Here is a 25,071-nt window from a genome sequence, read left to right as displayed (position 1 = left end):
AATAATTTAACCAACCACCCAGCGAAGCACTGGCCTGCTTCATGCTTGCCCTTAGCGGCATAGTCCCATAGGGTAGTTTGCATGTGGTCCCTCATTGCCCCCATCAGCTCACTGCTAAGCGGGGTCGCGTTACTCCTGCTCGGCAATGGCCTGCTCAACACCCTACTGACCCTGCGTGGCGTCGCCGAAGGCTACTCCACTACGATGCTCGGACTGATCATGTCCGGGTACTTCGTCGGGTTCCTCCTCGGCACCTGGCTGGCGACTCCGCTGGTCAGACGCATCGGGCACATTCGCGCGTTCGCCTGTTGTGCCGCCCTGGCCGCCATCGCCGCCCTGCTCCACCTGCTGTTGATCGATCCGTGGGTCTGGCTGGGGCTGCGCGTGCTCTATGGCCTGGCCCTGGTGACGCTGTACATGGTCATCGAGAGCTGGCTCAACGCCGAGGCGCCAAACGAAAAGCGCGGCCAGGTGTTCGCCGTGTACATGGCGGTCAACCTCGGCGCTCTGGCCCTGGCCCAACAGCTGCTGCACCTGGCCGACCCGGTGCAGTTCACCCTGTTCGCCCTCGCCGCCATCCTCATCAGCGCGGCCTTGATGCCCATCACCCTGACCCGCCAGGCACAGCCGAGCCTGCCCGAGACCCCACCGAGCAACCTGCGCCAACTGTGGAGTATCGCGCCGCTGGCCATGGTCGCCGCCGGGCTTTCCGGCCTGGCCATGGGCGGCTTCTGGGGCATGGCGCCGGTCTACGCCAGCCTGGCCGGCTTCGATACGTCCGGCGTCGGTCTGCTGATGACCGCCACCATTCTCGGCGGCGCCCTGCTGCAGTGGCCCATCGGCCTCTACTCGGATCGCCATGACCGCCGCCAGGTGCTGCTCTGGGTGGTGATACTGGCGGTCGCCCTGGCACTGATCATGAGCCTTCTGCCGGCAGGCCCGCTGCTGCTTGGCGCCATCTTCATCTGGGGCGGCCTGGCCTTCGCCATCTACCCCATCGCCGTGGCGCAGCTGATCGACCAGTTGCACAGCGACGAGATTCTTTCCGGCTCCGCCAGCCTGCTGATGGTCAACGGCATCGGCTCGGTGTGCGGACCGCTGCTGGCCGGCGTGCTGATGGAGCAACTGGGCGCCAGCGCGTTGCCGCTGTACTTCGCTTGCACCCTTGGCCTGCTGGCCGCCTACACCTTTTACCGGCTGCGTCATGTCAGCGATCTGGTCAGCGGCGACGCCGCCCACTTCACGCCCATGCTGCGCACCAGCCCCACGGTATTGGAGCTGATGCCCGACGCGCCGCCGCAAGACCACGAAGCCGCGGAGGAACCTTCCCCCAACGCCTCCTGAACACCTAGCAGGCTGTTGAAAAACGACCTGCTAAAGGACGGCTGTTTCGGCAAGGCCCCGAGCCTACCCCAAGCAGCCAGAAACCCGGCCCGTCGGCCGCTCGCATTCGCGCCGAGCCGCACCGGCCACTTCTGGAGAAACAACGATGCTACTTGCTACCGACCTGGATGGAACCTTTCTCGCTGGCGACCCCGAAGATCGCCTGAGCCTCTATCAGACCATCGCCGCCCACCCCGAGATCAAGCTCGCCTACGTCACCGGGCGCAGCCTGGAGGCGGTGCTGCCGCTGCTGGCCGACCCGACGCTGCCACAGCCGGACTACATCATCGCCGACGTCGGCGCGACCCTGGTGCATGGCGACAGCCTGCAACCGATCCAGCAGCTGCAGAGCGTGGTCGATGCCCGCTGGCCCGGGGAAACCCAGGTGGCCAGCGTCATCGAGCCGTTCGGCCTGGAGCGTCAGGACGTACCGCAGGCGCGGCGCTGCTCCTACTTCTGCACGCCCGAGCAGGCGGCCAACCCGGCGCTGCGCGAAATCGCCGATGAGCTGGGTTGCGACCTGCTCTACTCCGCCGAGCTGTACCTGGACTTTCTGCCCAAGGGCGTGAACAAGGGCAGCAGCCTGCAGGCCCTGGCCGACTGGCTGGAGCTGAGTCACGATCAGGTACTGGCCGCTGGCGATACGCTCAATGACCTTTCGATGCTCAGCGCCAGCTTCCACGGCGTGTGCGTCGGCCAGTCGGAAATCGCGCTGCTGGAAGCCACCGCCAACCACTCACGCACCCTGCACGCCAACCGCCCTGGCTGCGGCGGCATCCTCGAAGCCTTCGCCCATTTCGGCTTTCTCGGCGAGCACGGCATCGCTGCCGAACGCCGCCAGGCTGCGCAGCCGGGCAAGGCCGAGCTGGTGATGGTCTATCACCGCCTGCCCTACGAGGAATACCGCAATGCCGCCGGCAAGCTGCAGCGTCGCCGCCCAACCTCGCCCAACGGCATCATTCCGACTTTGTTGAGTTTCTTCGGTGATGGCCGTCCCGGCTCCTGGGTGGCCTGGGCGGTGCACGAGGACGGCGACGATCCATTCGACAGCCACACCACAGTGGACGCCGAGCGCTATCCCAAGCTGACTGCGGCGCGGGTCAAGCTGAGCAAGGAAGAAGTGGACATCTTCTACAAGCGCTTCTCCAAGGAGGCCTTCTGGCCGACCCTGCACACCTTCTGGGAACGCGCGATATTCAACGAAGACGACTGGCTGGTGTTCCTCAAGGTCAACCGCGCTTTCGCCGAACGCACGGCGCTGGAAGCCGCGGAAGGTGCCATCGTCTGGCTGCATGACTACAACCTGTGGATGGTGCCGGCCTATCTGCGCGAGCTGCGCCCGGACCTGCGTATCGCCTTTTTCCATCACACCTACTTCCCCTCGGCGGATGTGTTCAACGTGCTGCCCTGGCGCCGGCAGATCGTCGGCAGCCTGCTGCAGTGCGACTACATCGGCTTTCATATTCCGCGTCAGGTGGAAAACTTCGTCGACGTCGCCCGTGGCGTGTTCCCGCTCAAGACCCTGGAACGGCAGAACTGCGCGCCGCGCTTCATCACTTACGGTTGCGCCGTGGGCCTGGAGCGCATGACTACCGCACTGGACACCGGCACCCGCCAGGTCAAGCTCGGTGCCCACCCGGTCGGACTGGACATCGACCGCGTACGCAATGCGCTGGAAGCACCAAAAATCAAGGAACTGATGGGCCAGCTGCGCGAGGAAATGAAAGGCGTGAAACTGATCCTCTCGGTAGAGCGCCTCGACTACACCAAAGGCATTCTGGAAAAGCTCAACGCTTACGAGCGCCTGCTGGCCGACAACCCCGAGCTGCTCGGCAAGGTCACTCTGGTCACGGTGTGCGTGCCGGCAGCCAAGGAGATGACCGTCTACGACGAACTGCAAAGCCAGATCGAGCAGGCGGTCGGCCGTATCAACGGCCGCTTCGCCCGCATCGGCTGGACGCCTTTGCAGTTCTTCTTCCGCAGCCTGCCATTCGAGGAAGTCAGCGCCTGGTACGCCATGGCTGACGTCATGTGGATCACCCCGCTGCGCGATGGCCTCAACCTGGTGGCCAAGGAATTCGTCGCCGCGCAAGGCCTGCTCGGTGGGCGAGGCGTGCTGGTGCTGTCGGAATTCGCTGGTGCAGCGGCCGAACTCAAGGGCGCCCTGCTGACCAACCCGCATGATCCGGCCGACCTGGCGCAGACCTGTTACCTGGCGCTGAACCTGCCGAAAAGCGAAGCCGAGGCGCGCCTGCGCGAGCTGTTCGATATCGTCTGCTACAACGATATTCGCCGCTGGGGCGAGGAGTTCCTGGCGGGTGTGCAGGTGCAGGAAGTGCCCGAGCCGCTGACGCTGGTGAGCTAGATAGCTCATCGCGGCTGAAGCCGCTCCTACGGCCTAATTGGTCCGTAGGAGCGGCTGGGCGGCATTGCGTTTCAGTCGAGAAGGCGCAAGTCTCGTTTCCCCGGATTTCATCCGGGCTACGTTTGCCGAGAACCTCGCCGTCAACCCTCCTGGCTATCGACCACGCAGTTGATCATCCAGGACACGCCGAAACGGTCGGTAAGCATGGCGAAACGCGTGGCCCAGAAGGTTGCCTGCAGCTCCATCTGCACCGAACCGCCGGCCGACAATGCCTCGTACAGGCGCTCGGCCTCCGGCACGTTATCCACCTGCAGAGAGACGGAACAACCCTTGATCCCCTCATAGGGGTATTGCGGCAGATTGTCGGAGGCCATCAGCAACTGCTCGCCGACGGTCAGGCAGACGTGCATGACACGCTGCTGGTACTCGGCCGGAACCTCCATATCCTCAGGGCTGTCGGCGTAACGCATCAGCTCCAGTTTACCGCCGAGGACCTCGGCGTAGTGGTTGAAGGCGGCCTCGCACTGGCCATCGAACATCAGATAGGCATGAATCTTCATCGTTACTCTCCTTGATTTTCACTGCTCATGCGCGCGCGAATACGGTCTTCCTGCTCACGCAACTCGGGGGTGAACTCGGCGCCAAAATCCTCGGCCTCGAAGATCTGCCGAATCTCGATATCGGATTCGCCAGGCATGGGGTTGGGGCAACGCTTGACCCAGTCGATGCAGGCCTGCAGCGACTCGCACTGAAAGATCCAGAAGCCGGCTACCAGCTCCTTGGTCTCCATGAACGGGCCGTCGATCACCGTGCGCTGCGCCCCGGAAAAACGCACCCGCGCGCCCTTGCTGCTGGGCTGCAGGCCCTCGCCGGCGAGCATCACACCGGCCTCCACCAATTCCTCGTTGTAGCGGCCCATCGCCGCCAGCAGCTCCTCGCTGGGCATCACGCCGGCTTCGGAATCTGCAGTCGCCTTGACCATCACCATGAAACGCATCGCCTTTCTCCTTGTTCGAGTCGAAGTCGCGCGCAGGGTGTCTCCCTACGGCTGACAGTGAACCCTGGGCGGGGTTCTATGCAGTAGTCGAATGGGCGACGGAAGAATAGACAGGCACATTGAAAAAAGTTGGTGCACGCGGCGCCCCCTACGAAAACTCGCCGCTCAACCCGTAGGGTGCGCCGTGCGCACCAGGCCATTCACCGTATTCACCGTTATCCGCCTTGGTATCGCCACCCCAATCCGCCGGATATACCCCCTCCTTCACCAACCGATGAAAGCTCGACCACGGCCAATCCACCACACGATCGACCAGGCCATGCTTCACCGGATTGAAATGCAGGTAATCCATATGCCTCTGGTAATCGTCTTCATCACGAATGCGGTGCTCCCAGAAGCGCCGCTGCCAGAGCCCAGACTCACGACGCAAACTACGGCTCAAACTGATCGAACCGAATCCCGGCAAGGCCTGAGACGTCAGGCGCTTGATCATCGACCAGCGCGAACCAAAGTCTGCATCCCCCTCTGGCATGCGCCAGACACAATGCAGATGGTCAGGCAACAGCACCCAGCCCTCGATGACGAAGGGACGGTGTAAACGGACGCGTTCGATGGCGCGGCGCAAGGCAGCGCGCAATGGCGCTTCGGTCAGCACCGGGTGACGCTGGTGGCTTACCAGCGTGAAGAAATAGCGTGCGCCCGCATCGCGAGCGCGGCGGTAGTTGGACATTCCTTGTCTCCTGAATCCTTGCCGGCAGATTCAGGATAGTCGGCGGTGCGCACGGCGCACCCTACAGGTAGAACGGCGCAATTCCCGTAGGGTGCGCCGCGCGCACCGACTCCAACTCAAATCAAACGCGGAAGCGGCTGACCATCGCTTGCAGCTGGCCACCCAGGCGCGCCAGCTCGGCCGAGGATTTGGCCGTTTCGTCGCTGGCGGTGGCGGTCTGCTCGGAGACATCGCGCACGCTGAGGATGCTGCGGCTGATCTCCTCGGCCACGGCGCTCTGCTCTTCGGCGGCGGCGGCGATCTGCTGGTTCATCGACTGGATGTTGGATACCGCCTGGGTGATGCTGCCCAGCGAGTCGCCGGCCTTGCGCGTCAGCTCGACGCTGCTGTCGGTGAGGTTGCGGCTGTTGCGCATCACCGCCGCCACCTGCTGGGTACCGCTCTGCAGCCCGGCGATCAGCGCTTCGATCTCTTCGGTGGATTTCTGCGTACGCTGTGCCAGGCCGCGAACTTCGTCGGCGACCACGGCAAAACCGCGCCCTGCTTCGCCAGCACGCGCCGCCTCGATGGCGGCGTTGAGCGCCAGCAGGTTGGTCTGCTCGGCCACCGACTTGATCACGTCCATCACGCTGCCGATCTTGTCGCTTTCCTGCTGCAGGCCGGTCATCGCCTCGGAAGAACGCCCCACTTCGGCAGCCAGACGTTCGATCTGCGAAATCACCTCAGCCACCACCTGGTCGCCCAGGCGCGCCTGGCCGTCCGCGTCGTTGGCCGCCTGCGAGGCCTGCTCGGCGTTGCGCGCCACTTCCTGCACGGTCGCGGACATTTCATGCATGGCGGTGGCCACCTGATCGGTCTCGCTCTTCTGGCTGTTGGCGCCGGCGCTGGTCTGCTCGGTGACCGCCGACAACTCTTCGGCGGCGCTGGCAATTTGCGTGACGCTGTCGCGGATGCCGCCGATCAGCTCGCGCAGGGTCGTGGCCATGTGCTGGATGCCCTGCTGCAGTTGGCCCATCTCGTCGCGGCGGTCGACCCGCACGCTGGCGGTCAGGTCGCCATCGGCAATGCGTTGCACCGCGCCCAGGGTGTCCTGCAAGGGTCGAGTGATCTGACGGGTGATGATCCAGGCAGCCAGCACGCCAAACAGCAGGGCCAGCAGCGTGGCACCGATCTGCAGACTACGCGCCTGGGCACTTTCGATGGCCATGCGCTCCATCTGAAACTTGTACAGCGTCTCGCTGATACGGACGATCTCGCCCTGCTGGTCGGTCATTTCCTGACGGGTCCGGCCGATGTCAGCAGTGGCATTCTTGAAGGCTTGCACGGCCTGCTCGAACTGGCCTAGCGCAGCGGAGATACGCCGTACCGCATCCTGCTGGGCGCTGCCGAAAGCCTGCTCCAGCGCACCGAGGCTGGCGCGGGCAGTGGCGATGCGTTCGGCAAGGGCCTGCTCGGTCTGTGCATCCGGTGCACTTTCATAACGCTCCAGCAACATGCGCAGACGCAGCAGCTCGCCGTGAGTGGCCGTCAGGGCCTGCAGCTGCTCGAAGCGACCACCGTCGTATTCCGGCAGCAGCTCCACGCTACGCCGCATCGCGCCCAGCAGTTCGCTTAGCTGCTGGTCTTCGCTATTGACCTGGCCACGCGCCTGTTCGGCGGCTGCATAAGCGGCGCGCATCCCCGCCAGAGAACGCTGATAGTCCTGGTTATAGCGGTCCTGCTCCTGCAGCAACTTGACGTTGACCGGGTTCTTGAAGGTTCCCAGCAGCTTCTTCTGCTGCTCGAGGTAAATGTTCAGATTGTTCAGCAGGCGCTCGGTACTGGCTGCATCGCCCTTGGCCAGCATGAACTGCAGGCGAGCGATACGCAGGTTGGTCAGCGTGTTATTGAGCTGGGTGATCTCGCTCATCCAGCCACTGCGCTGGATCACGCTGCCCAGACCAGTCCAGGCGGTCCAGGCGAGAGCGAGAGTAAGAACCAGCACCAGGCCGAAGCCGAGTGCCAGTTTGCGGGTCACACTAAGATTAGCGAACCAGGTATTCATGAAATTCTCCAACTGCGGGTGTTTCAGATTTCGCTGGAGAATTGTTTTTGTTGAAGCCAGCACAATGACATTAGCTGACGTATGTAGCGGCCAATGCGGCACAGATTTTAGAGTAATCCGATATGCGGTAGCAGCGCCGCCACTGGCATGCCTCAGCTCAACAGTTGCAGGGCCTCGACGCTGCATTGCTGGATACGCGCCCAATCGCTGTTTTCCACCCACTCACGCTGGAACATCCAGGTGCCGCCCACGCACATGACATTGGGCTGCGCCATGTAGCGCTGCAGGTTGTCCGGGGTGATACCGCCGGTCGGGCAGAAACGCACCCCGCCGAAAGGCCCGGCCAGCGCCTTGAGCGCCGCGACACCACCACAGACCTCAGCCGGGAACAGCTTGAAGCGGCGATAACCGAGGGCGTAGCCGACCATCAGCTCCGACGCGCTGCTCACGCCTGGCAGCAGCGGCAGCGGGTTGTCCAGCGCGGCCAGCAACAGCTCGCGCGTGCTGCCCGGCGTGACGATGAACTGCGCACCGGCAGCGGTCGCTGCGGCGAGCATGTCCTCATCCAATACGGTACCGGCGCCGACGCAAAGCTCGGGACGCTCGGCGCGCAGGCGACGAATCGCCTCCAGGCCATGCTCCGAGCGCAGGGTCACTTCCAGCACGCGCAGACCACCAGCGGCGAGCGCATCGGCCAGCGGCAGGATATCCGCCTCACGGGCGATGGTGATCACCGGCATGATCCGCGCCTGCGCGCAGATGCGGTCGATCTCGGCGATTTTGTCGGCCATGCGCACAGGCTGGTCTTGGTCGAGGCTGGTCATGTCAGGGGCACCAATGGATTTCAAGAGGGGAATTGAGGAAGGCGCGAATCGGCAGCTGGGCGCTCTCGCCGGGCAGCAGGGCCGCGTTGAGGATGTTCAGTTTCGCCTGGCCCTGGATCGCCAGCAGCGGCAGGCGTGCGCTGGCCAGCACCGGCAGGGTCAGGGTCAGGCGTTGCGCCGGCTCGCTCGGGGCAAGCATCGGCAGCACGCGGCGCGCGCAGTCCGGCTGCAACGCCTGGTGCAGATTGGCGCTGTGCGGGAACAGCGAGGCGGTATGACCGTCGTCGCCCATGCCCAGCACCAGCACGTCGATCGGCGCCAGCTCCGCGACCGCGGCATCGGCCAGCTCCGCCGCCTGTACGAGATTGCCAGCGACCTGGTAGAGGCTGAGAAAACGGGCTTCGGCCGCCAGGCCACGCAGCAGATGACGACGCACCAGCGCCTCGTTACTGCCCGCGTGATTCACCGGCACCCAGCGCTCGTCGGCCAGGCTGACCAGCACCTGCGCCCAGGGCAACTCCTGCTGCGCCAGCGCCTCGAAGAACGGCACCGGGCTGCGACCGCCGGACACCACCAATGTGGCCCGACCACGAGTGGCGATGGCCTGACGCAGCGCATCGGCCACGCGCACGGCCAACGCCTGGGCCAGTTGCTCGGCGCCGTCGTGCGTGCAGGCCCGTACGCCTTGCGGCAATTTAAGTTCAGAGATCGCCATACCAGCTCCTGCCATCGCGGGTGATCAGCGCGACCGAGGCCATGGGGCCCCAACTGCCTGCCGTATAGGGCTTCGGCGCCTCGCCGAGGCGATGCCAGCCGTCGATCAGCTGATCGCACCACTGCCAGGCGTATTCGATCTCGTCCTTGCGCACGAACAGGTTCTGGTTGCCGCGCATCACTTCCAGCAGCAGACGCTCGTAGGCATCGGGGATGCGCGCACTGCGGTAGGTGTCGGAGAAACTCAGCTGCAGCGGACCGCTGCGCAACTGCATGCCCTTGTCCAGGCCCTGATCCTTGGTCAGCACCTGCAGGGCGATACCCTCGTCCGGCTGCAGGCGGATGATCAGCTTGTTGCCGATCAGCTGGCGCTGCTCCGGGGCGAAGATGTAGTGCGGCGGCGCCTTGAAGTGGATGACGATCTGCGACAGCTTCTGCGGCATGCGCTTGCCGGTACGCAGGTAGAACGGCACACCGGCCCAGCGCCAGTTGCGGATGTCGGCGCGCAGGGCGACGAAGGTTTCGGTATCGCTCTGGGTATTGGAATTCTCTTCCTCCAGATAGCCCGGCACCGGCCGCCCATCGCTGCTGCCGGCCACGTACTGGCCGCGCACCACGCGCTGGCCGAGTTGCTCGACGCTGATCGGCTCCAGCGCCTTGAGAACCTTGACCTTCTCGTCACGGATGCTGTCAGCGGACAGGTCGCTGGGCGGGTCCATGGCGATCAGGCAGAGCAACTGCAGCAGGTGGTTCTGGATCATGTCGCGCAGCTGCCCGGCCTGATCGAAGTAACCCCAGCGCCCTTCGATACCGACCTTCTCGGCCACGGTGATTTCCACGTGGGAGATGTGGTTCTGGTTCCACTGGGTTTCGAACAGGCTGTTGGCGAAGCGCAGGGCAATGAGGTTCTGCACCGTCTCCTTGCCCAGGTAATGGTCAATACGATAGACGCGATTCTCCGGGAACACCTGGGCCACGGCATCGTTGACCGCACGCGAGGACGTCAGGTCATGACCGATCGGCTTCTCCAGCACCACCCGCGTGCCCTCGGCCAGCCCAACGGCGGCGAGGTTAGCGCAGATGCCGCCATACACCGAGGCTGGCGTGGCGAAGTAGGCGATCAACTGATCCTGTTGGCTGACCTGCTCGAGCAGCGCCGAGTAGTCTTCGGCCTTGAGGAAGTCCATGCTCAGGTAGCTCAGACGCGCCAGGAATCGCGTCAGATCGGTTTCAGTCAGCTCCTTGGCTGGCACGTGCAGGCGCAACGCCTGCTCGATGGCGCGCAGGTGGCCACTCGGCTCACCCGCTTCACGGGCCAGCGCGAGGATGCGCGTGGCATCGTGCAGCAAACCGGCGCGATCGAGCTGGTAAAGCGCAGGAAAGAGTTTGCGCAAGGCCAGATCGCCCAGCGCGCCGAACAAGGCAAAGGTGCAGGATTCAAGCTTCATCGCGGGCATGAGTTTGTTCTTTTATCAAGATGAACTAGAAATACCGGGTGATACTGCTTTTATCAAGGAAAAATGTTGTGATAGCAACAACATTATTCACTACATCCGATAAGTCAGTGGTGACCTTGGGGCGGCATCAGTAGGATAGGCCGGCTGTTTTGCCGCCCATCGCCTGTCGCCAAGCCCGTTCAACCGCCTGTTAGGAGCCCCTATGGACCGAGTGCGTAACCTGCTGGAACAGATCCAGAGCCGCCTGGACGATCTGAACAAGGCCGAACGCAAGGTCGCCGAAGTGATCCTGCACGACCCGCAGCAGGCCACGCGCTTCAGCATCGCCGCGCTGGCCCAGGCAGCCGGTGTCAGCGAGCCGACGGTCAACCGCTTCTGCCGCTCGTTCGGCGCCAACGGCTACCCGGAACTGAAGATGCAACTGGCGCAGAGCCTGGCCAGCGGCGCCGCCTACGTCAGCCGCGCGGTGTCCGCTGACGACGGCCCCGAGGCCTACACCCGGAAGATCTTCGGCAGCACCATCGCCTCGCTGGACAGCGCCTGCCAGAGCCTCGACCCGCAGCACGTCAGCCGCGCCGTCGACCTGCTGATCCAGGCGCGGCAGATCCACTTCTTCGGCCTCGGCGCCTCGGCCTCGGTGGCGCTGGATGCGCAGCACAAGTTCTTTCGCTTCAACCTCGCAGTCTCGGCGCATTCCGACGTGCTGATGCAGCGCATGATCGCCTCGGTGGCGCACACCGGCGATCTGTTCGTGATCATTTCCTACACCGGACGCACCCGCGAGCTGGTAGAGGTGGCGCGTCTGGCGCGCGAGAACGGCGCCTCGGTGCTCGGCCTGACTGCTGCCGGCTCGCCCCTGGCCAAGGCCAGCACCCTGAGCCTGGACATTCCGCTACCGGAAGACACCGACATCTACATGCCGATGACTTCGCGCATCATCCAGCTCACCGTGCTCGACGTCCTCGCCACGGGCGTCACCCTGCGCCGCGGCGTGGATTTCCAGCCACACCTACGCAAGATCAAGGAAAGTCTCGGCGCCAGCCGCTATCCGGCGGATGAAGAGCCACTGTAGCAGGCCGAAAAACGCAGGCGACGACTGCATGGATGCAGGAGGTAGAGCGAAGCAGGAAGCTCGAGCCGAGACAGGCAAGACAATACCGATGGCGACCCCGCAAAAAACGACCGCAACGCCCCGCGGGAGTAACAGCCGCTGGCAGGCACAGGCGACCCAGTAGAGGAACGGGCATGGCGACAAGACGGCGCCACGCCCACGGGCAGGGTCAGACGTGGAAGCGACTGACCAGGGTTTGCAGATGGTTACCCAGGCGCGCCAGCTCCACCGAGCTGGCAGCGGTTTCCTCGCTGGCGCTGGCGGTCTGCTCAGCAACATCGCGCACGCTGAGCACACTGCGACCGATTTCCTCGGCGACCGCGCCCTGCTGCTCGGCAGCGGCGGCGATCTGCTGGTTCATCGACTGGATATTGGCCACTTTGTGGTTGATCACACCGAGTGCATCACCCGCCTGACGCGCCAGGATGACGCTACCCTCGGTCAGGGTGCGGCTCTCCTGCAGGACACTGGCAACCTGCTCGGTGCCACGCTGCAACCCCGCGATCAGACTCTCGATTTCCTCGGTGGACTGCTGGGTGCGCCGAGCCAGGTTACGCACTTCGTCGGCCACCACGGCAAAGCCACGCCCGGCATCACCGGCCCGCGCCGCTTCGATGGCTGCGTTGAGTGCCAGCAGGTTGGTCTGGTCGGCGACGGCCTTGATCACGTCCATCACACTGCCGATCTTGTCGCTTTCCTGCTGCAGACTACTCATGGCCTCGGTGGAGCGGGTCATTTCCTGGGCCAGCGCCTCGATACGCCCAACCACATCACTGACGATGCGATCGCCCTGTCGCGCTTCACCATCGGCATCGACGGCGGCCTGCGATGCCTGCTCGGCATTGCGTGCCACCTCCTGCACGGTGGCGGACATTTCCTGCATGGCCGTAGCCACTTGATCCGTCTCGAGCTTCTGGCTATTGACCCCAGCACTGGTCTGCTCGGTGACCGCCGACAATTGCTCGGCAGCACTGGCGATCTGACTGACGCCATCGCGGATACCGCCGATCAGCTCACGCAGGGTATTGCCCATACGCTGTACGCCTTGCTGCAACGCGCCAATCTCGTCGCGGCGCGAGGTGGAAGGCAGAGCCGTGAGGTTACCGGCTGCGATACGCTCGACCACGCCCAGGGTGTTAGCCAAGGGCAAGGTGATCTGGCGAGTGATGAACCAGGCCGAAAAGGCCCCCAGCAACAACGCCAACGCCGTGGTGATCAGCTCGGCCAACCTGACCGAGGCGATGTCGCCATCACGCAACTTGAGTTGATTGTCGATCATCTGCTGGCTAATCGCGCTAATTTCTTGGCCCTGCCGACCGATAGCCTCGCGCGCCTGGATGATCGTATCGTTGAGTTGTTGGAAGGTCTTCACAGCACCTTGGTAAGCGCTGAAACCTGTCACGATGGCCTGGGTCTGCGTAGCCATGTCACTGCCCATCGCCTGCTGCAGATCGGCCAGGCTCTTTTGCGTACGCTCCACCTGACGAGCCATTGCCGCCTCGCTGTCGGCATTGGGACTAGCGGTATAACCACGCACCTCGTAGCGCATCAACTGCCACCCTTCGCGGGCATTGCGCATGGCGCGATAACGCGACAGATAGTACGGATCGACCCCTGACATACGCTCAACGGCTGCCTCCACTTCGTCGAGCTGAGTGAAGACCTCCTTGGCCAGACGCCCCATCTCACCACGCACAGCAAGCGATTGCCGATAGGCTTCACGCATCTCGTTCAGGCTGGCCTGATAGAGATCGAGCTGGGATTTCTGCGCGTCGAACAGGCGCAAATTATCGGGCCTGTTGAAGCGCCCACTCACCTCATGGTGAGACAGCCGGTAATCATCCAGTGCCTTCTGGAAGGTATCGCCCAGCGCCTCGTTGCCGTTGCTGATCTCGTAGTTCAAGCGTTTTACACGCAGGTCATCGAGCCGATCATCGAGCTGGGTGATATCGGCTGAACGTTCACCACGTCGGATCAGTTGGTCCATGCCTTGCCAGGCCACGCCTGCCAGGACCAGGGTAAGGGCCAGCACCAGGCCGAAGCCTATGGCCAGTTTCAGGGTGACGCTGAGGTTGCCAAACCACTTGTTCATGGAATTCTCCAGCATGGGGGTCGTGGGCATGCAGACGCTGGAGAATTGTTTTTATGGCCAGCACAGTGACTGCGGCGCAGTTCAGAAAGTGAACATGTGACGATAGTAGCATATTGATATCACTCATTCATCCATTCATCTATATCACTTACTGAACAACCCTCCACATCAGCGCTCCGCATACATCTGCTATCTTGCCGCCCCCCCAAACAACAAATGTCTGGATCGACACTATGCATGCCTTGATCGCCCTCAGCCGTTTCATCGGCAACACCTTCGCCATCTGGGTGTTGCTGTTCGCCGTCACGGCCTTCTTTCAGCCCAGCTGGTTCCTGCCGCTGACCGCCTGGATCGTCCCGCTGCTCGGCCTGATCATGTTCGGCATGGGCCTGACCCTCAAGGGCGCGGACTTTCAGGAAGTCGCCCGTCGCCCACTGGCGGTGCTGCTTGGCGTGCTCGCGCAGTTCATCATCATGCCCTGCACCGCCTGGCTGTTGTGCCAGGCGTTCGGCCTGCCAGCGGAGATCGCCGTGGGCGTGATTCTGGTGGGCTGCTGCCCGGGCGGGACCGCCTCCAACGTGATCACCTGGTTCGCCCGTGGCGACCTGGCGCTGTCGGTCTCGATCACCGCCGTTACCACCCTGCTCGCCCCGCTCGTCACCCCGGCGCTGATCTGGCTGCTGGCCTCGGAATGGCTGCCGGTGTCCTTCAGCGCCATGTTCATCTCCATTCTCAAGATGGTGCTGCTGCCCATCGCCCTCGGCCTGATCGCCCAGCGCCTGCTCGGCGAGCGCGTGAAGACCGCGGTCGAGGTGCTGCCGCTGATTTCCGTGGTGAGCATCGTCGCCATCGTGGCCGCGGTGGTCGCGGCCAGCCAGGGCAAGATCGCCGAATCCGGCCTGCTGATCATGGCCGTGGTGATCCTGCACAACGGCATCGGCCTGAGCCTGGGTTACCTGGCCGGGCGCCTGTTCGGCATGTCGCTGGCGCAACGCAAGACGCTGTCGATCGAAGTCGGCATGCAGAACTCCGGCCTCGGCGCCGCCCTGGCCAGTGCGCACTTCAGCCCACTCGCCGCCGTGCCCAGCGCACTGTTCAGCGTCTGGCACAACCTGTCCGGCCCGTTGCTGGCGACCCTTTATCGTCGGATGAGTCAGGATTCAGAGAAAAGCTCCAACTGAATCAACAGGTTCCATTGATCCGGGGCGCCTTGCCCCGGACGCGCCGATGTGCACAATAATGGCGCACGCGAGGACGACCTCCGCACCCTGAGCGCAGGGTGACCCACCCGGGGACGGCCCCTTTCAGGGCTCCCTGGAGGTTAGCTATGTCCTGGATCATTCTGCTGCTCGCCGGCCTGTTCGAGGTCGGCTGGGCCATCGGCCTGAAGTACACCGAAGGCTTCACCCGCCCCCTGCCAACGCTGCTGACCGTCTGCGCGATGCTGGTCAGCCTGGCCCTGCTCGGCCTGGCCATGAAGGAGCTGCCGCTGGGCACCGCCTACGCCATCTGGACCGGCGTCGGCGCCGTGGGCACGGTGATCGCCGGCATCATCCTGTTTGGCGAATCCATGGCGCTGCTGCGCCTGGCCAGCGTGGCACTGATCGTCTGCGGGCTGATCGGACTCAAGTTGAGCCACTGAGAAAGCCGGAATCCAGCTTCGTGGGAGGCGCTTTAGCGGCGAATCGCGGCTGCAACTGCAGGGATGCAGGAGGTAGAGCGAAGCAGGATGCCCGAGCCGAAAGCCCCTCCCACATGATTCAAGTCAACGCCAATCCCCACGCAACTCGGCCACCTGCGCCTGCAACGCCTCACGCCTGGCCTGCTCCGGCGCAATCGGCGCACCGGCCACCAGGCCCACCCGCGACCACAGGCGCTTGAAGATGCCCTTGTGCGGATCGCGACTGAAGAAGCTGCCCCACAGGCCTTGCAGCGCCATGGGAATCACCGGCACCGGGTTCTCCTCGAGAATACGCTCGACCCCTGACCTGAACTCGTCGATCTCACCATCAGCGGTCAGCTTGCCTTCGGGGAAGATGCACACCAGCTCGCCATTGCGCAGGTACTCGGCGATCTTCTTGAACGCGGCGTCGTAGATCAGCAGATCCTCACTGCGCCCGGCAATCGGCACGGTGCCGGCGGTGCGAAAGATGAAGTTGAGCACCGGCAGGTCGTAGATCTTGTAGTACATGACGAAGCGCACCGGCCGGCGCACTGCGCCACCGATCAGCAGCGCATCGACGAAGGACACGTGGTTGCACACCAATACCGCCGCGCCCTCGTCGGGGATGGCGTCGAGCCCCTTGTGCTCGACCCGGTACATCGAATGCCCCAGCAGCCAGATGAGAAAGCGCATGCTGAACTCGGGGACGATCTTGAAGATGTAGCTGTTGACCGCGATGTTCATCAGCGAGATGGCCAGGAACAGCTGCGGAATCGACAGCCCGGCGACGCTGAGAAAGAGGATCGCGACGATGGCCGAGGCTACCATGAACAACGCATTGAGGATGTTGTTGGCCGCAATCACCCGCGCCCGCTCGTGCTCGGCGGTACGCGACTGGATCAGCGCATACAGCGGCACGATGTAGAAGCCGCCGAACAGACCGATGCCGAGAATGCAGCCGAGAATCCACCAGGCCTGGCCGTAGCCCAGCAGCGCCAGCCAGTCATGCGGCGTGGCGCCCTGCGGGAAACCACCGGAGAACCACCACAGCAGCATGCCGAACAGGGTCAGGCCGATGGAGCCGAACGGCACCAGGCCGATCTCCACCTTGTGCCCGCTCATGCGTTCACAGAGCATCGAGCCCAGGCCGATGCCCAGCGAGAACACGGTGAGAATCAACGTCACCACGCTCTCGTCGCCGTACAGCCACTCCTTCGAGTAAGCCGGAATCTGCGTCAGGTAGATCGCGCCGAGAAACCAGAACCAGGAGTTGCCCACCAGCGAGCGCGACACCGCCTTACGCTGGCCCAGACCGAGCTTCATGATCACCCAGGACTGACGGAAGATGTTCCAGTCCAGCGGCAGCGTCGGCATGGCCGCCGCCGCGCGCGGAATACCCTGGCTGGCCAGATAGCCAAGCAGCGCCACCCCCACCACCGAACCGGCGACGATGGGCGCGTAACTGCTGCTGGCCATCATGATGCCGGCGCCGATGGTGCCGGCCAGAATCGCCAGAAACGTGCCCATTTCCACCAGGGCGTTACCGCCCACCAGCTCCTGCTCCTTGAGGTGCTGCGGCAGGATCGAATACTTCACCGGGCCGAACAGCGCCGACTGGGTGCCCATGGCGAACAGCACGGCGAGCATCAGCGGCAGACTGTCGAGCAGCACCCCGGCGGCGCCGGTGAGCATGATGAACACCTCGGCCAGCTTGATCCTGCGGATCAGCGCGTCCTTGGCGAACTTCTCGCCAAACTGCCCGCCGAGGGCGGAGAACAGAAAGAACGGCAGGATGAACAGCAAGGCACAGAGATTGACCAGCAGATCGCGGTCAACGCCGGTGTTGAGCTTGAAGAGGATGGCGAGAATCAGCGACTGCTTGAAGATGTTGTCATTGAAGGCGCCGAGCAATTGCGTCACGAAAAACGGCAGAAAGCGCTTCTTGCCGAGCAGGGCGAATTGCGATTGTTGGGTCATCGTCCATGGTCCTCGCGGGGGATTGATTTGCCCGCACAGGCATTTGACTGCAAATCCCCCCACGAAAGCCACAGGGCAAATGCGAACGTCTTGGCGATCACACGAAGGGCCGGGAGGGTCGTGTAGGGTGGATGTCGCTTTTTACATCCACCAAAGCGGTGGATCGGTGAAGCGTGATCCACCCTACGCATTTCGGCATTGCGTAGGGTGCGCCGTGCACCACGATGCCGCCGAATCCTCGGTGTACCGCGCCGCCAAACAAAGGATGCTGTAGGAGCCGGCTTGCCGGCGATCCCGTACATCAGCGCAGCTATCGCCGGCAAGCCGGCTCCTACGAACTGGTGACACCTCAGACACCGACTGCTCACCAGGCCTCTTGCCACAGCAGCAAATCAGAGACGAAAAAAAACGGCAGCCCAATCGGGCTACCGTTCTCGAACTCGGAGAAAACGTCAGTGCCCTCGCACTGACTACAACCTCACCTGCATTCCCTGGGGAATGCCAGCGCAGTCTGACAAAAGCCGAGGCCAGCGTCCGTTTAGCTTTGTTAACTGCCTGCAAAGAAATGTAAACGGCGGATGACTGCACGGTCCGCCGCGCGGCACAATCGCGCCCATGAACGCTCATCACCCCGCCTGCTGCAGCCCTCTCGACACGCACAACCCGCTGCCAAACGCGCTCGCCGGCGCGCAGCTGATCAGCACGCGCTTCGACCCGGCCCTGCTCGCAGAGGATGACTTCGCTCGCTGCGATATCCCCCCGGTGCGCGGCGTGGCCAAGCGTCAGGCCGAATACCTGGCCGGACGCCTGTGCGCCCGCGAAGCCCTGCGCCGCGTGACCGGTCAGGCCAGCGTACCGGCTGTAGGTGAAGACCGCGCGCCGCAATGGCCGCGTGGCGTGGTCGGCTCCATCACCCACGGCGACAACTGGGCTGCCGCGCTGGTAGCCGCCCGAGATCGATGGCGCACCGTCGGCATGGACGTTGAACGCCTGCTACCCCACGAGCGCGCCCAACGCCTGCAGGGTGAAATTCTCACGCCCGCCGAACTGCAACACCTGCAGGCTCTGGATGAAGAGACCCGCGCCACGCGCATCAGCCTGACTTTCTCGCTCAAGGAAAGCCTGTTCAAGGCGCTCTACCCGCTGACCCTGACGCGCTTCTATTTCCATGACGCCGAACTGCTGGACATCGACCAGGACAGCGCGCGCCTGCGCCTGCTGATCGACCTGCACCCCGATTGGCGCACGGGCGCCGAGCTGGATGGCCAGTTCGTGCTGTTCGATAACAAGGTGCTGAGCCTGGTGGCCGTGGCGGCGTAACCATGCGCCCCGCCGTACATGGATAAGCCGGTGCGCGCGGCGCACCCTACAAAGCCGCGATATCCCACGCTTCGCGGGCAGGGTGCGCCATGCGCACCGGGCCCAACACGCAAACGTGCCCTACTCCCCCTGACGCCGTGGCCACACCAGACTGAAACGCGCCCCGCCGAGGCTCTCGCTGCGGCCGATCTGCGCGCGGCCGCCGTGCCAGTAGATGATCCGGCGCACGATGGACAAACCCAGGCCATGCCCGCCGGAGGCCCGTGTACGGCTGTCATCCAGACGCAGGAAGGGGCTGAACAGGCGCTCCCAGGCTTCTTCCGGCACGCCCGGCCCATCGTCCTCGACATCGATGCGGCAACGCTTGTAGCCGACCTGGCAGCTGATCAGCACTTTGCCTTCGGCGTAACGCATGGCATTGCTCACCAGATTCTGCAGCGCCCGGTGCAGGTAGCGCGGCTCGGCCTCGACCCAGCAGGCGCCGTCGGCCTGCACGCTGAGTACCGCCCCACACTCCACACGCACCTTGTTGCTCAGCGGCGCCAGTTCGTCGATCACCTGATCGATCAGCGCCTTGAGTTCCACCTGCTGAAAATTCAACGCCGGCGAACCCTGCTCCAGACGCGCGTAGGTCAGCATCTCGTCGACCAGCTTGTCGAGGTCCTGGATATCGCTGTCCATGCCCTCCATGTACTTGCGCCGGGCAGTCTCACTCGGCGCGTCGGCGATCATCTCCAGGCCGAAACGCAACCGCGCCACCGGCGTGCGCAGCTCGTGGGACACCGCTCGTACCAGCTCGCGCTGGGTGCTCAGGGACGTCTGCAGGTGCTCGGCCATGGCGTTGAAGCTGCTGGCCAGGCGCCCCACCGAATCCGCGCCGCGAGCCGGCACGCGCGCATCCAGGCGACCACTGGCGATATGCGTGGCAGCCCCTTCGAGTACACGCAGGCGCTGCTCCAGCGAGCGTACCAGCAGATAGACGATCAAACCGATCAGGCTCAGCCCCAGCGCACCGATCAGCACCAGCAACTGCGGCGGATAGGGGTTCATCTGGTACAGCGGGCCGATCTCCAGCACCCAGGGCGTATCGACGATGCCGGAGAACACATAGATGGAGTCGCCGCCCTTGCCCAGCGCCATCACCGTATCGCCCTCGTCGATGCGGCGACGCTGATCGAGGTCGATGGTGGCGTCTTCCAGCCGCACCAACTGCAGGTCGAAGCCGAACTGCTTGGCCGCCTTCAATTCGGCCAGGCGCTGCGGCTGCTCCACCACCGGGTAGCGGATCAGTTCGTCGATCAGCAGGTAGTTGGTGGCCCGCGCCAACTGCTCGCTGATCTGCTGGATCTCGCCGGTCAGCAGCAGCGGCTGCTTGCCGTCGAGCAGACCGTAGACCTTGGCCGAATGCGGGCCGGTCTGCTGCACCAGCACATGGCCGCGCTGCAGACGGTTGCGCTCGCTGCTTTCCAGCGCCACCTCGCTCAAGGCCTGCAGCTCCAGCGGAATACCGAGCAGGCGCGACCACACCACCAGGGCGCGCTTGCGCTCCACCTCGTTCATCGGCAACAGGTTGTCCGCCATCAGGCGAAAGGTGCCGCGCGCCAGCCCTTCGCGATACTGATCGCCGCGCACCTCGTTGGCCAGGTGCAGGGTGCCGACGCCCAGCAGCGCCACCAGCACCAGCGCGGCGAGCATGCCGCCGTAGATGCGCAGGAAGATCGAGTTCATGGCCGCACGATCAATCGCGCAGGGGCGGCGGCGCATCACCGAACGGCAGCGCTTCGGCGGCCTCGGCGACGAACAGATAGCCCTTGCTGCGCACCGTCTTGATCATCCGTGGATGCATCGGGTCATCGCCGATCTTCGGACGGATGCGCGAAATGCGCACGTCGATGGAACGGTCCTGACCGTCGTACTCGATACCGCGCAGGGAATTGAAGATCTCCTCGCGCGACAGGATGCGCCCGGCGTTGGCCGCCAGCAGCCAGAGCAGATCGAACTCGGCACTGGTCAGCTCGATGCCCTGCTCGCCCAGCCAGGCCTCGCGCATGGCGTTGTCGATGGCCAGCGCGCCGAACTGCAGACGCCGCGGCTGGCCCTCGTCGCGCTCGCTCTCGCTACCCTCGCGACGGCGCAGCAGCGCGCGAATGCGCGCCAGCAGCACACGCGGGCGCACGGGTTTGCACACGTAGTCATCGGCGCCCATCTCCAGGCCCAGCACCTGATCCATATCGTCAGTGCGCGCGGTGAGCATGAGGATCGGCCCCTTGTAGCCGCTGCGCACCTTGCGGCAGATGCTCAGGCCATCCTCACCCGGCAGCATCAGGTCGAGAATCACCAGGTCCGGCTGCTCGGTGAGAATCCGCGCGGCGGCAAGGGCACCGTCCGCCTCGATGGACACACGCAGGCCATTGCCCTCCAGATACTCGCGGGTCAACTGCGCCAGGCGCTGGTCATCCTCGACGATCAGAATCTGCCACCCTTCTTGTTCCACACCCTATCCCCTTTGCATACCGACAAGCGCCGCAAACACAGCGGGCATTCTAGGGGCTGTGCGCATCTCGGCGCGAGCGGCAAACCAGCACCTCGCCCCGGCCACGGCGTTAAGCACAGCACATGCCAAAAGCACTATATATAGTGGTAGTCTGTGCGTCGCCGAACAGCTTCGCCAATGCGTTGAAATCCTTCCTTCAAGGGCGACGAACGGTCATCAGCAGCCAGAGCCAGAGAACACGCGGGCTACGCCGCTGACACCCACAAGGCACTCACACCTTATCCACAGGTTGTTCTTTTCCTAGCGCCTTGCAATGCCTCCAACAGCGCACTATCTTGTATCCCCATCGCGCAGTACCCACCAGATATTGGGTTACCGCAGAAAACCGGACACAAAAAGAACGAATCGCGCAAGCCCTTTTCACAGGGTTTTCCAGATGTTCCGGCCAACCGTTTTGCCCTAACCCAGGCCTGGCCTGGGTTACAGCCACGCCGCAACGCTTGACGCTGCGCGTGAGCCGGTCAGACAGCGGTCTTATCCGCCAGTCGACCACTATATGTAGTAGGCGGGGTGTGGTAATGCCCCGCTGTGACTTATGCGCCAGGACGGCAATTGAAGTCGTGCCCACCCTGCCCGCTCTTGCAACACCCCGTACCCGGCCCCGCTGCCGCGTGCGGCTCAGTTGTTAATGGAATGAACGGCGGACAAGGCACGGTTTCTAATCGTGACGTCCAACCAAAAATTACAGAACACGGAGATCTCCATGCATACCGACACTACTCGCGAGAACCCGCAGGCCGTGGCGCCGCAGGCCGCTGAATCCTCCCAGGATCTGGCAGCCACCGCCCCCGGCCAACTGCGAGTGATCAAGCGCAACGGCACTGTCGTCCCCTACACCGATGACAAGATCACCGTCGCCATCACCAAGGCCTTCCTCGCAGTAGAAGGCGGCACCGCCGCCGCTTCGTCGCGTATCCACGATACCGTCGCGCGCCTGACCGAGCAGGTCACCGCCACCTTCAAGCGCCGCATGCCGTCCGGCGGCACCATCCACATCGAAGAAATCCAGGACCAGGTCGAACTGGCCCTGATGCGTGCCGGCGAGCAGAAAGTTGCCCGCGACTACGTGATCTACCGCGAAGCCCAGGCCAACAAGCGCAAGAGCGCCAATGCCGGCAGCGACATCGCCCAGCCGCACCCGAGCATCCGCATCACCACCGCTGGCGGCGAACTGCAGCCGCTGGACATGGGCCGCCTGCAAACCATCATCACGGAGGCCTGCGAAGGCCTGGCCGAGGTCGATGGTTCGCTGATCGAGCGCGAAACCCTGAAGAACCTGTACGACGGCGTAGCCGAGAAGGACGTCAATACCGCCCTGGTGATGACCGCCCGTACCCTGGTCGAGCGTGAGCCGAACTACAGCTACGTCACCGCCCGCCTGCTGATGGACAACATCCGCGCCGAGGCTCTGAGCTTCCTCAACATCACCGCCAGCGCCACTCACCACGAGATGGCCGAGCTGTACGCCAAGGCCCTGCCGGCCTACGTCGAAGCCGGCTCGCAATTCGAGCTGCTCGACCCGAAACTCAAAGAGTACGACCTGGAGAAGCTGGGCAAGGCGCTGAACCACGAGCGTGACCAGCAGTTCACCTACCTGGGCCTGCAGACCCTGTACGACCGCTACTTCATCCACAAGGACGGCATCCGCTTCGAACTGCCGCAGGTGTTCTTCATGCGCGTGGCCATGGGCCTGGCCATCGAAGAGCCGAAGAACCGCGAAGACCGCGCCATCGAGTTCTACAACCTGCTGTCCTCGTTCGACTACATGGCGTCGACCCCGACCCTGTTCAACGCCGGTACCCTGCGTCCGCAGCTGTCCTCCTGCTACCTGACCACCGTGCCGGACGACCTGTCGGGCATCTACGGCGCCATCCACGACAACGCCATGCTGTCCAAATTCGCCGGCGGCCTGGGCAACGACTGGACCCCGGTGCGCGCGCTGGGCTCCTACATCAAGGGCACCAACGGCAAATCCCAGGGCGTCGTGCCGTTCCTCAAAGTGGTCAACGACACCGCCGTCGCGGTCAACCAGGGCGGCAAGCGCAAGGGCGCGGTCTGCGCCTACCTGGAAACCTGGCACATGGACATCGAGGAATTCCTCGAGCTGCGCAAGAACACCGGTGACGACCGTCGTCGTACCCACGACATGAACACCGCCAACTGGATTCCGGACCTGTTCATGAAGCGCGTCTTCGAAGACGGCAAGTGGACCCTGTTCAGCCCGTCCGAAGTGCCGGACCTGCACGACCTGACCGGCAAGGCCTTCGAAGAGCGCTACGAGTACTACGAAGCCCTGATCGAGTACGGCAAGATCAAGCTGTACAAGACCATCCAGGCCAAGGACCTGTGGCGCAAGATGCTCTCGATGCTGTTCGAGACCGGCCACCCGTGGCTGACCTTCAAGGACCCGTGCAACCTGCGCAGCCCGCAGCAGCACGTGGGCGTCGTGCACAGCTCCAACCTGTGCACCGAGATCACCCTGAACACCAACAAGGACGAGATCGCCGTCTGCAACCTGGGCTCGGTCAACCTGGTCAACCACATCGTCGACGGCAAGCTGGACATCGAGAAACTCGGCCGCACCGTGAAGACCGCTGTGCGCATGCTCGATAACGTCATCGACATCAACTACTACAGCGTCGACCAGGCACGTAACTCCAACTTCAAGCACCGTCCGGTCGGCCTCGGCCTGATGGGCTTCCAGGACGCCCTGTACCTGCAGCACATCGCCTACGGCTCCGACGCTGCCGTCGAGTTCGCCGACAAGTCGATGGAAGCCATCAGCTACTACGCCATCCAGGCCTCCTGTGACCTGGCCGAAGAGCGCGGCGCCTACAGCACCTTCGAAGGTTCGCTGTGGAGCAAGGGCATCCTGCCGCTGGACTCGCAGCAGATTCTGATCGAGTCCCGTGGCCAGAAGTACATCGACGTCGACCTCTCCGAGTCGCTGGACTGGGCGCCGATCCGCGAGCGCGTGAAGAAAGGTATTCGTAACTCGAACATCATGGCCATCGCGCCGACCGCGACCATCTCCAACATCATTGGCGTGTCGCAGTCCATCGAGCCGACCTACCAGAACCTGTACGTGAAATCGAACCTCTCCGGCGAATTCACCGTGATCAACCCCTACCTGGTGCGCGACCTGAAAAACCGCGGCCTGTGGGACTCGGTCATGGTCAACGACCTGAAGTACTACGACGGCTCCGTGCAGCAGATCGAGCGCATCCCGCAGGACCTGAAAGACCTGTACGCCACCGCCTTCGAAGTGGAAACCAAGTGGATCGTCGACGCTGCCAGCCGTCGCCAGAAGTGGATCGACCAGGCTCAGTCGCTGAACCTGTACATCGCCGGCGCCTCGGGCAAGAAGCTGGACGTGACCTACCGCATGGCCTGGTTCCGTGGTCTGAAAACCACCTACTACCTCCGTGCCCTGGCCGCCACCAGCACCGAGAAGTCCACCATCAACACCGGCAAGCTCAACGCAGTGTCCGCTGGTGGTGACGATGGTTTCTCGGCCAAGGCCCAGGCGCCTGCCCAGCAGGCTGCTCCGGCCCCGGCACCAGTACCGAAAGCGTGCGCCATCGACGAACCCGACTGCGAGGCGTGCCAATAAGCGCGCGCATCTGAGCGGCGCCCGCGTCGTTGCCTGGTAGGCCGGCCCCCATCACGTACATGCGTACGCTCAGGGGCTCCGACCTACCAGGCGCCTAGCGCTCACTCGCTCAGCTACACGCTTGAAGGTTGGATAAAAAGCTAGAGCAACACACTGATCGAACTAGGGAGAGGGCAAAGCTCTTCCGTAGGAGCGGCTTCAGCCGCGAACCTCACGGACAAACACGA

The 25,071-nt window shown here is 63.6% G+C and carries 18 protein-coding genes; 7 read left to right on the top strand and 11 right to left on the bottom strand.

Annotated elements, in window-relative coordinates:
• Positions 1-81: 81 nt before the first annotated feature.
• Positions 82-1,344, top strand: a complete 1,263-nt coding sequence (locus tag BLR77_RS20090) for an MFS transporter (protein WP_074681120.1) — start codon at positions 82-84, stop codon at positions 1,342-1,344.
• A gap of 145 nt (positions 1,345-1,489) precedes the next feature.
• Complete coding sequence (ggpS, locus tag BLR77_RS20085; protein WP_074681118.1) at positions 1,490-3,748, top strand: glucosylglycerol-phosphate synthase; 2,259 nt, start codon at positions 1,490-1,492, stop codon at positions 3,746-3,748.
• Positions 3,749-3,888: 140 nt separating this feature from the next.
• Here ggpS and BLR77_RS20080 read toward each other — a convergent pair whose 3' ends face one another.
• From BLR77_RS20080 to zwf, 7 genes are all read right to left on the bottom strand, one after another.
• Positions 3,889-4,308, bottom strand: a complete 420-nt coding sequence (locus BLR77_RS20080; RefSeq protein ID WP_074681116.1) for a VOC family protein — start codon at positions 4,306-4,308, stop codon at positions 3,889-3,891.
• A 2-nt stretch (positions 4,309-4,310) separates the two neighbouring features.
• Positions 4,311-4,745, bottom strand: a complete 435-nt coding sequence (locus BLR77_RS20075) for a YciI family protein (protein ID WP_074681114.1) — start codon at positions 4,743-4,745, stop codon at positions 4,311-4,313.
• A gap of 148 nt (positions 4,746-4,893) precedes the next feature.
• On the bottom strand, positions 4,894-5,475 hold the full coding sequence (locus BLR77_RS20070; RefSeq protein ID WP_074681112.1) for an REP-associated tyrosine transposase: 582 nt from the start codon (positions 5,473-5,475) through the stop codon (positions 4,894-4,896).
• Between the two features lie 121 nt (positions 5,476-5,596).
• Positions 5,597-7,519: a methyl-accepting chemotaxis protein gene (locus BLR77_RS20065; RefSeq protein WP_074681110.1), complete on the bottom strand. Its 1,923-nt coding sequence runs from the start codon at positions 7,517-7,519 to the stop codon at positions 5,597-5,599.
• 152 nt (positions 7,520-7,671) lie between these two features.
• On the bottom strand, positions 7,672-8,343 hold the full coding sequence (locus BLR77_RS20060) for a bifunctional 4-hydroxy-2-oxoglutarate aldolase/2-dehydro-3-deoxy-phosphogluconate aldolase (protein ID WP_074681108.1): 672 nt from the start codon (positions 8,341-8,343) through the stop codon (positions 7,672-7,674).
• Between the two features lies 1 nt (position 8,344).
• A complete protein-coding gene (gene pgl / locus BLR77_RS20055; protein ID WP_074681106.1) occupies positions 8,345-9,058 on the bottom strand; it encodes a 6-phosphogluconolactonase in 714 nt (237 codons plus the stop codon).
• Positions 9,045-10,514 (bottom strand): glucose-6-phosphate dehydrogenase, encoded by a 1,470-nt coding sequence (zwf, locus tag BLR77_RS20050; protein WP_074681104.1) that lies wholly within the window; start codon positions 10,512-10,514, stop codon positions 9,045-9,047. Before zwf ends, pgl begins: the two co-directional genes overlap by 14 nt.
• A gap of 202 nt (positions 10,515-10,716) precedes the next feature.
• Between zwf and BLR77_RS20045 the strand changes: the two genes are divergently transcribed.
• On the top strand, positions 10,717-11,586 hold the full coding sequence (locus BLR77_RS20045) for a MurR/RpiR family transcriptional regulator (RefSeq protein ID WP_074681102.1): 870 nt from the start codon (positions 10,717-10,719) through the stop codon (positions 11,584-11,586).
• A 208-nt stretch (positions 11,587-11,794) separates the two neighbouring features.
• On the opposite strand, the gene BLR77_RS20040 is transcribed toward BLR77_RS20045, so the two are convergent.
• Complete coding sequence (locus tag BLR77_RS20040) at positions 11,795-13,717, bottom strand: methyl-accepting chemotaxis protein (RefSeq protein ID WP_074681100.1); 1,923 nt, start codon at positions 13,715-13,717, stop codon at positions 11,795-11,797.
• 233 nt (positions 13,718-13,950) lie between these two features.
• Here BLR77_RS20040 and BLR77_RS20035 point away from each other — a divergent pair, with 233 nt between their 5' ends.
• Together BLR77_RS20035 and sugE are read left to right on the top strand one after the other, a co-directional pair.
• The gene (locus tag BLR77_RS20035; protein WP_074681098.1) at positions 13,951-14,898 is read left to right on the top strand and encodes a bile acid:sodium symporter family protein; all 948 of its coding nucleotides are present in this window, start codon (positions 13,951-13,953) and stop codon (positions 14,896-14,898) included.
• A gap of 146 nt (positions 14,899-15,044) precedes the next feature.
• Positions 15,045-15,359, top strand: a complete 315-nt coding sequence (sugE, locus tag BLR77_RS20030) for a quaternary ammonium compound efflux SMR transporter SugE (RefSeq protein WP_021490124.1) — start codon at positions 15,045-15,047, stop codon at positions 15,357-15,359.
• Between the two features lie 123 nt (positions 15,360-15,482).
• Here sugE and BLR77_RS20025 read toward each other — a convergent pair whose 3' ends face one another.
• Positions 15,483-17,357, bottom strand: a complete 1,875-nt coding sequence (locus BLR77_RS20025; protein ID WP_074681096.1) for an MFS transporter — start codon at positions 17,355-17,357, stop codon at positions 15,483-15,485.
• Between the two features lie 615 nt (positions 17,358-17,972).
• Here BLR77_RS20025 and BLR77_RS20020 point away from each other — a divergent pair.
• Positions 17,973-18,677, top strand: a complete 705-nt coding sequence (locus tag BLR77_RS20020) for a 4'-phosphopantetheinyl transferase family protein (protein ID WP_074681094.1) — start codon at positions 17,973-17,975, stop codon at positions 18,675-18,677.
• Between the two features lie 120 nt (positions 18,678-18,797).
• Here BLR77_RS20020 and BLR77_RS20015 read toward each other — a convergent pair whose 3' ends face one another.
• Together BLR77_RS20015 and BLR77_RS20010 are read right to left on the bottom strand one after the other, a co-directional pair.
• Positions 18,798-20,405 carry an ATP-binding protein gene (locus BLR77_RS20015; protein ID WP_074681092.1) on the bottom strand — a complete coding sequence of 536 codons (1,608 nt, stop codon included), beginning with the start codon at positions 20,403-20,405 and terminating at the stop codon, positions 18,798-18,800.
• Positions 20,406-20,415: 10 nt separating this feature from the next.
• Positions 20,416-21,171, bottom strand: a complete 756-nt coding sequence (locus BLR77_RS20010; RefSeq protein WP_074681090.1) for a winged helix-turn-helix domain-containing protein — start codon at positions 21,169-21,171, stop codon at positions 20,416-20,418.
• Positions 21,172-21,934: 763 nt separating this feature from the next.
• Here BLR77_RS20010 and BLR77_RS20005 point away from each other — a divergent pair.
• Entirely contained in the window at positions 21,935-24,844 is a 2,910-nt protein-coding gene (locus BLR77_RS20005; RefSeq protein ID WP_074681088.1) for a ribonucleoside-diphosphate reductase subunit alpha, read from the top strand.
• Positions 24,845-25,071 lie beyond the last annotated feature (227 nt).

Source organism: Ectopseudomonas alcaliphila, from assembly GCF_900101755.1.
Classification (GTDB): Bacteria; Pseudomonadota; Gammaproteobacteria; order Pseudomonadales; family Pseudomonadaceae; genus Aquipseudomonas; species Aquipseudomonas alcaliphila.
Note: the sequence above shows the minus strand (reverse complement) of the source record. Positions and strands in the feature narration are given on the sequence as shown.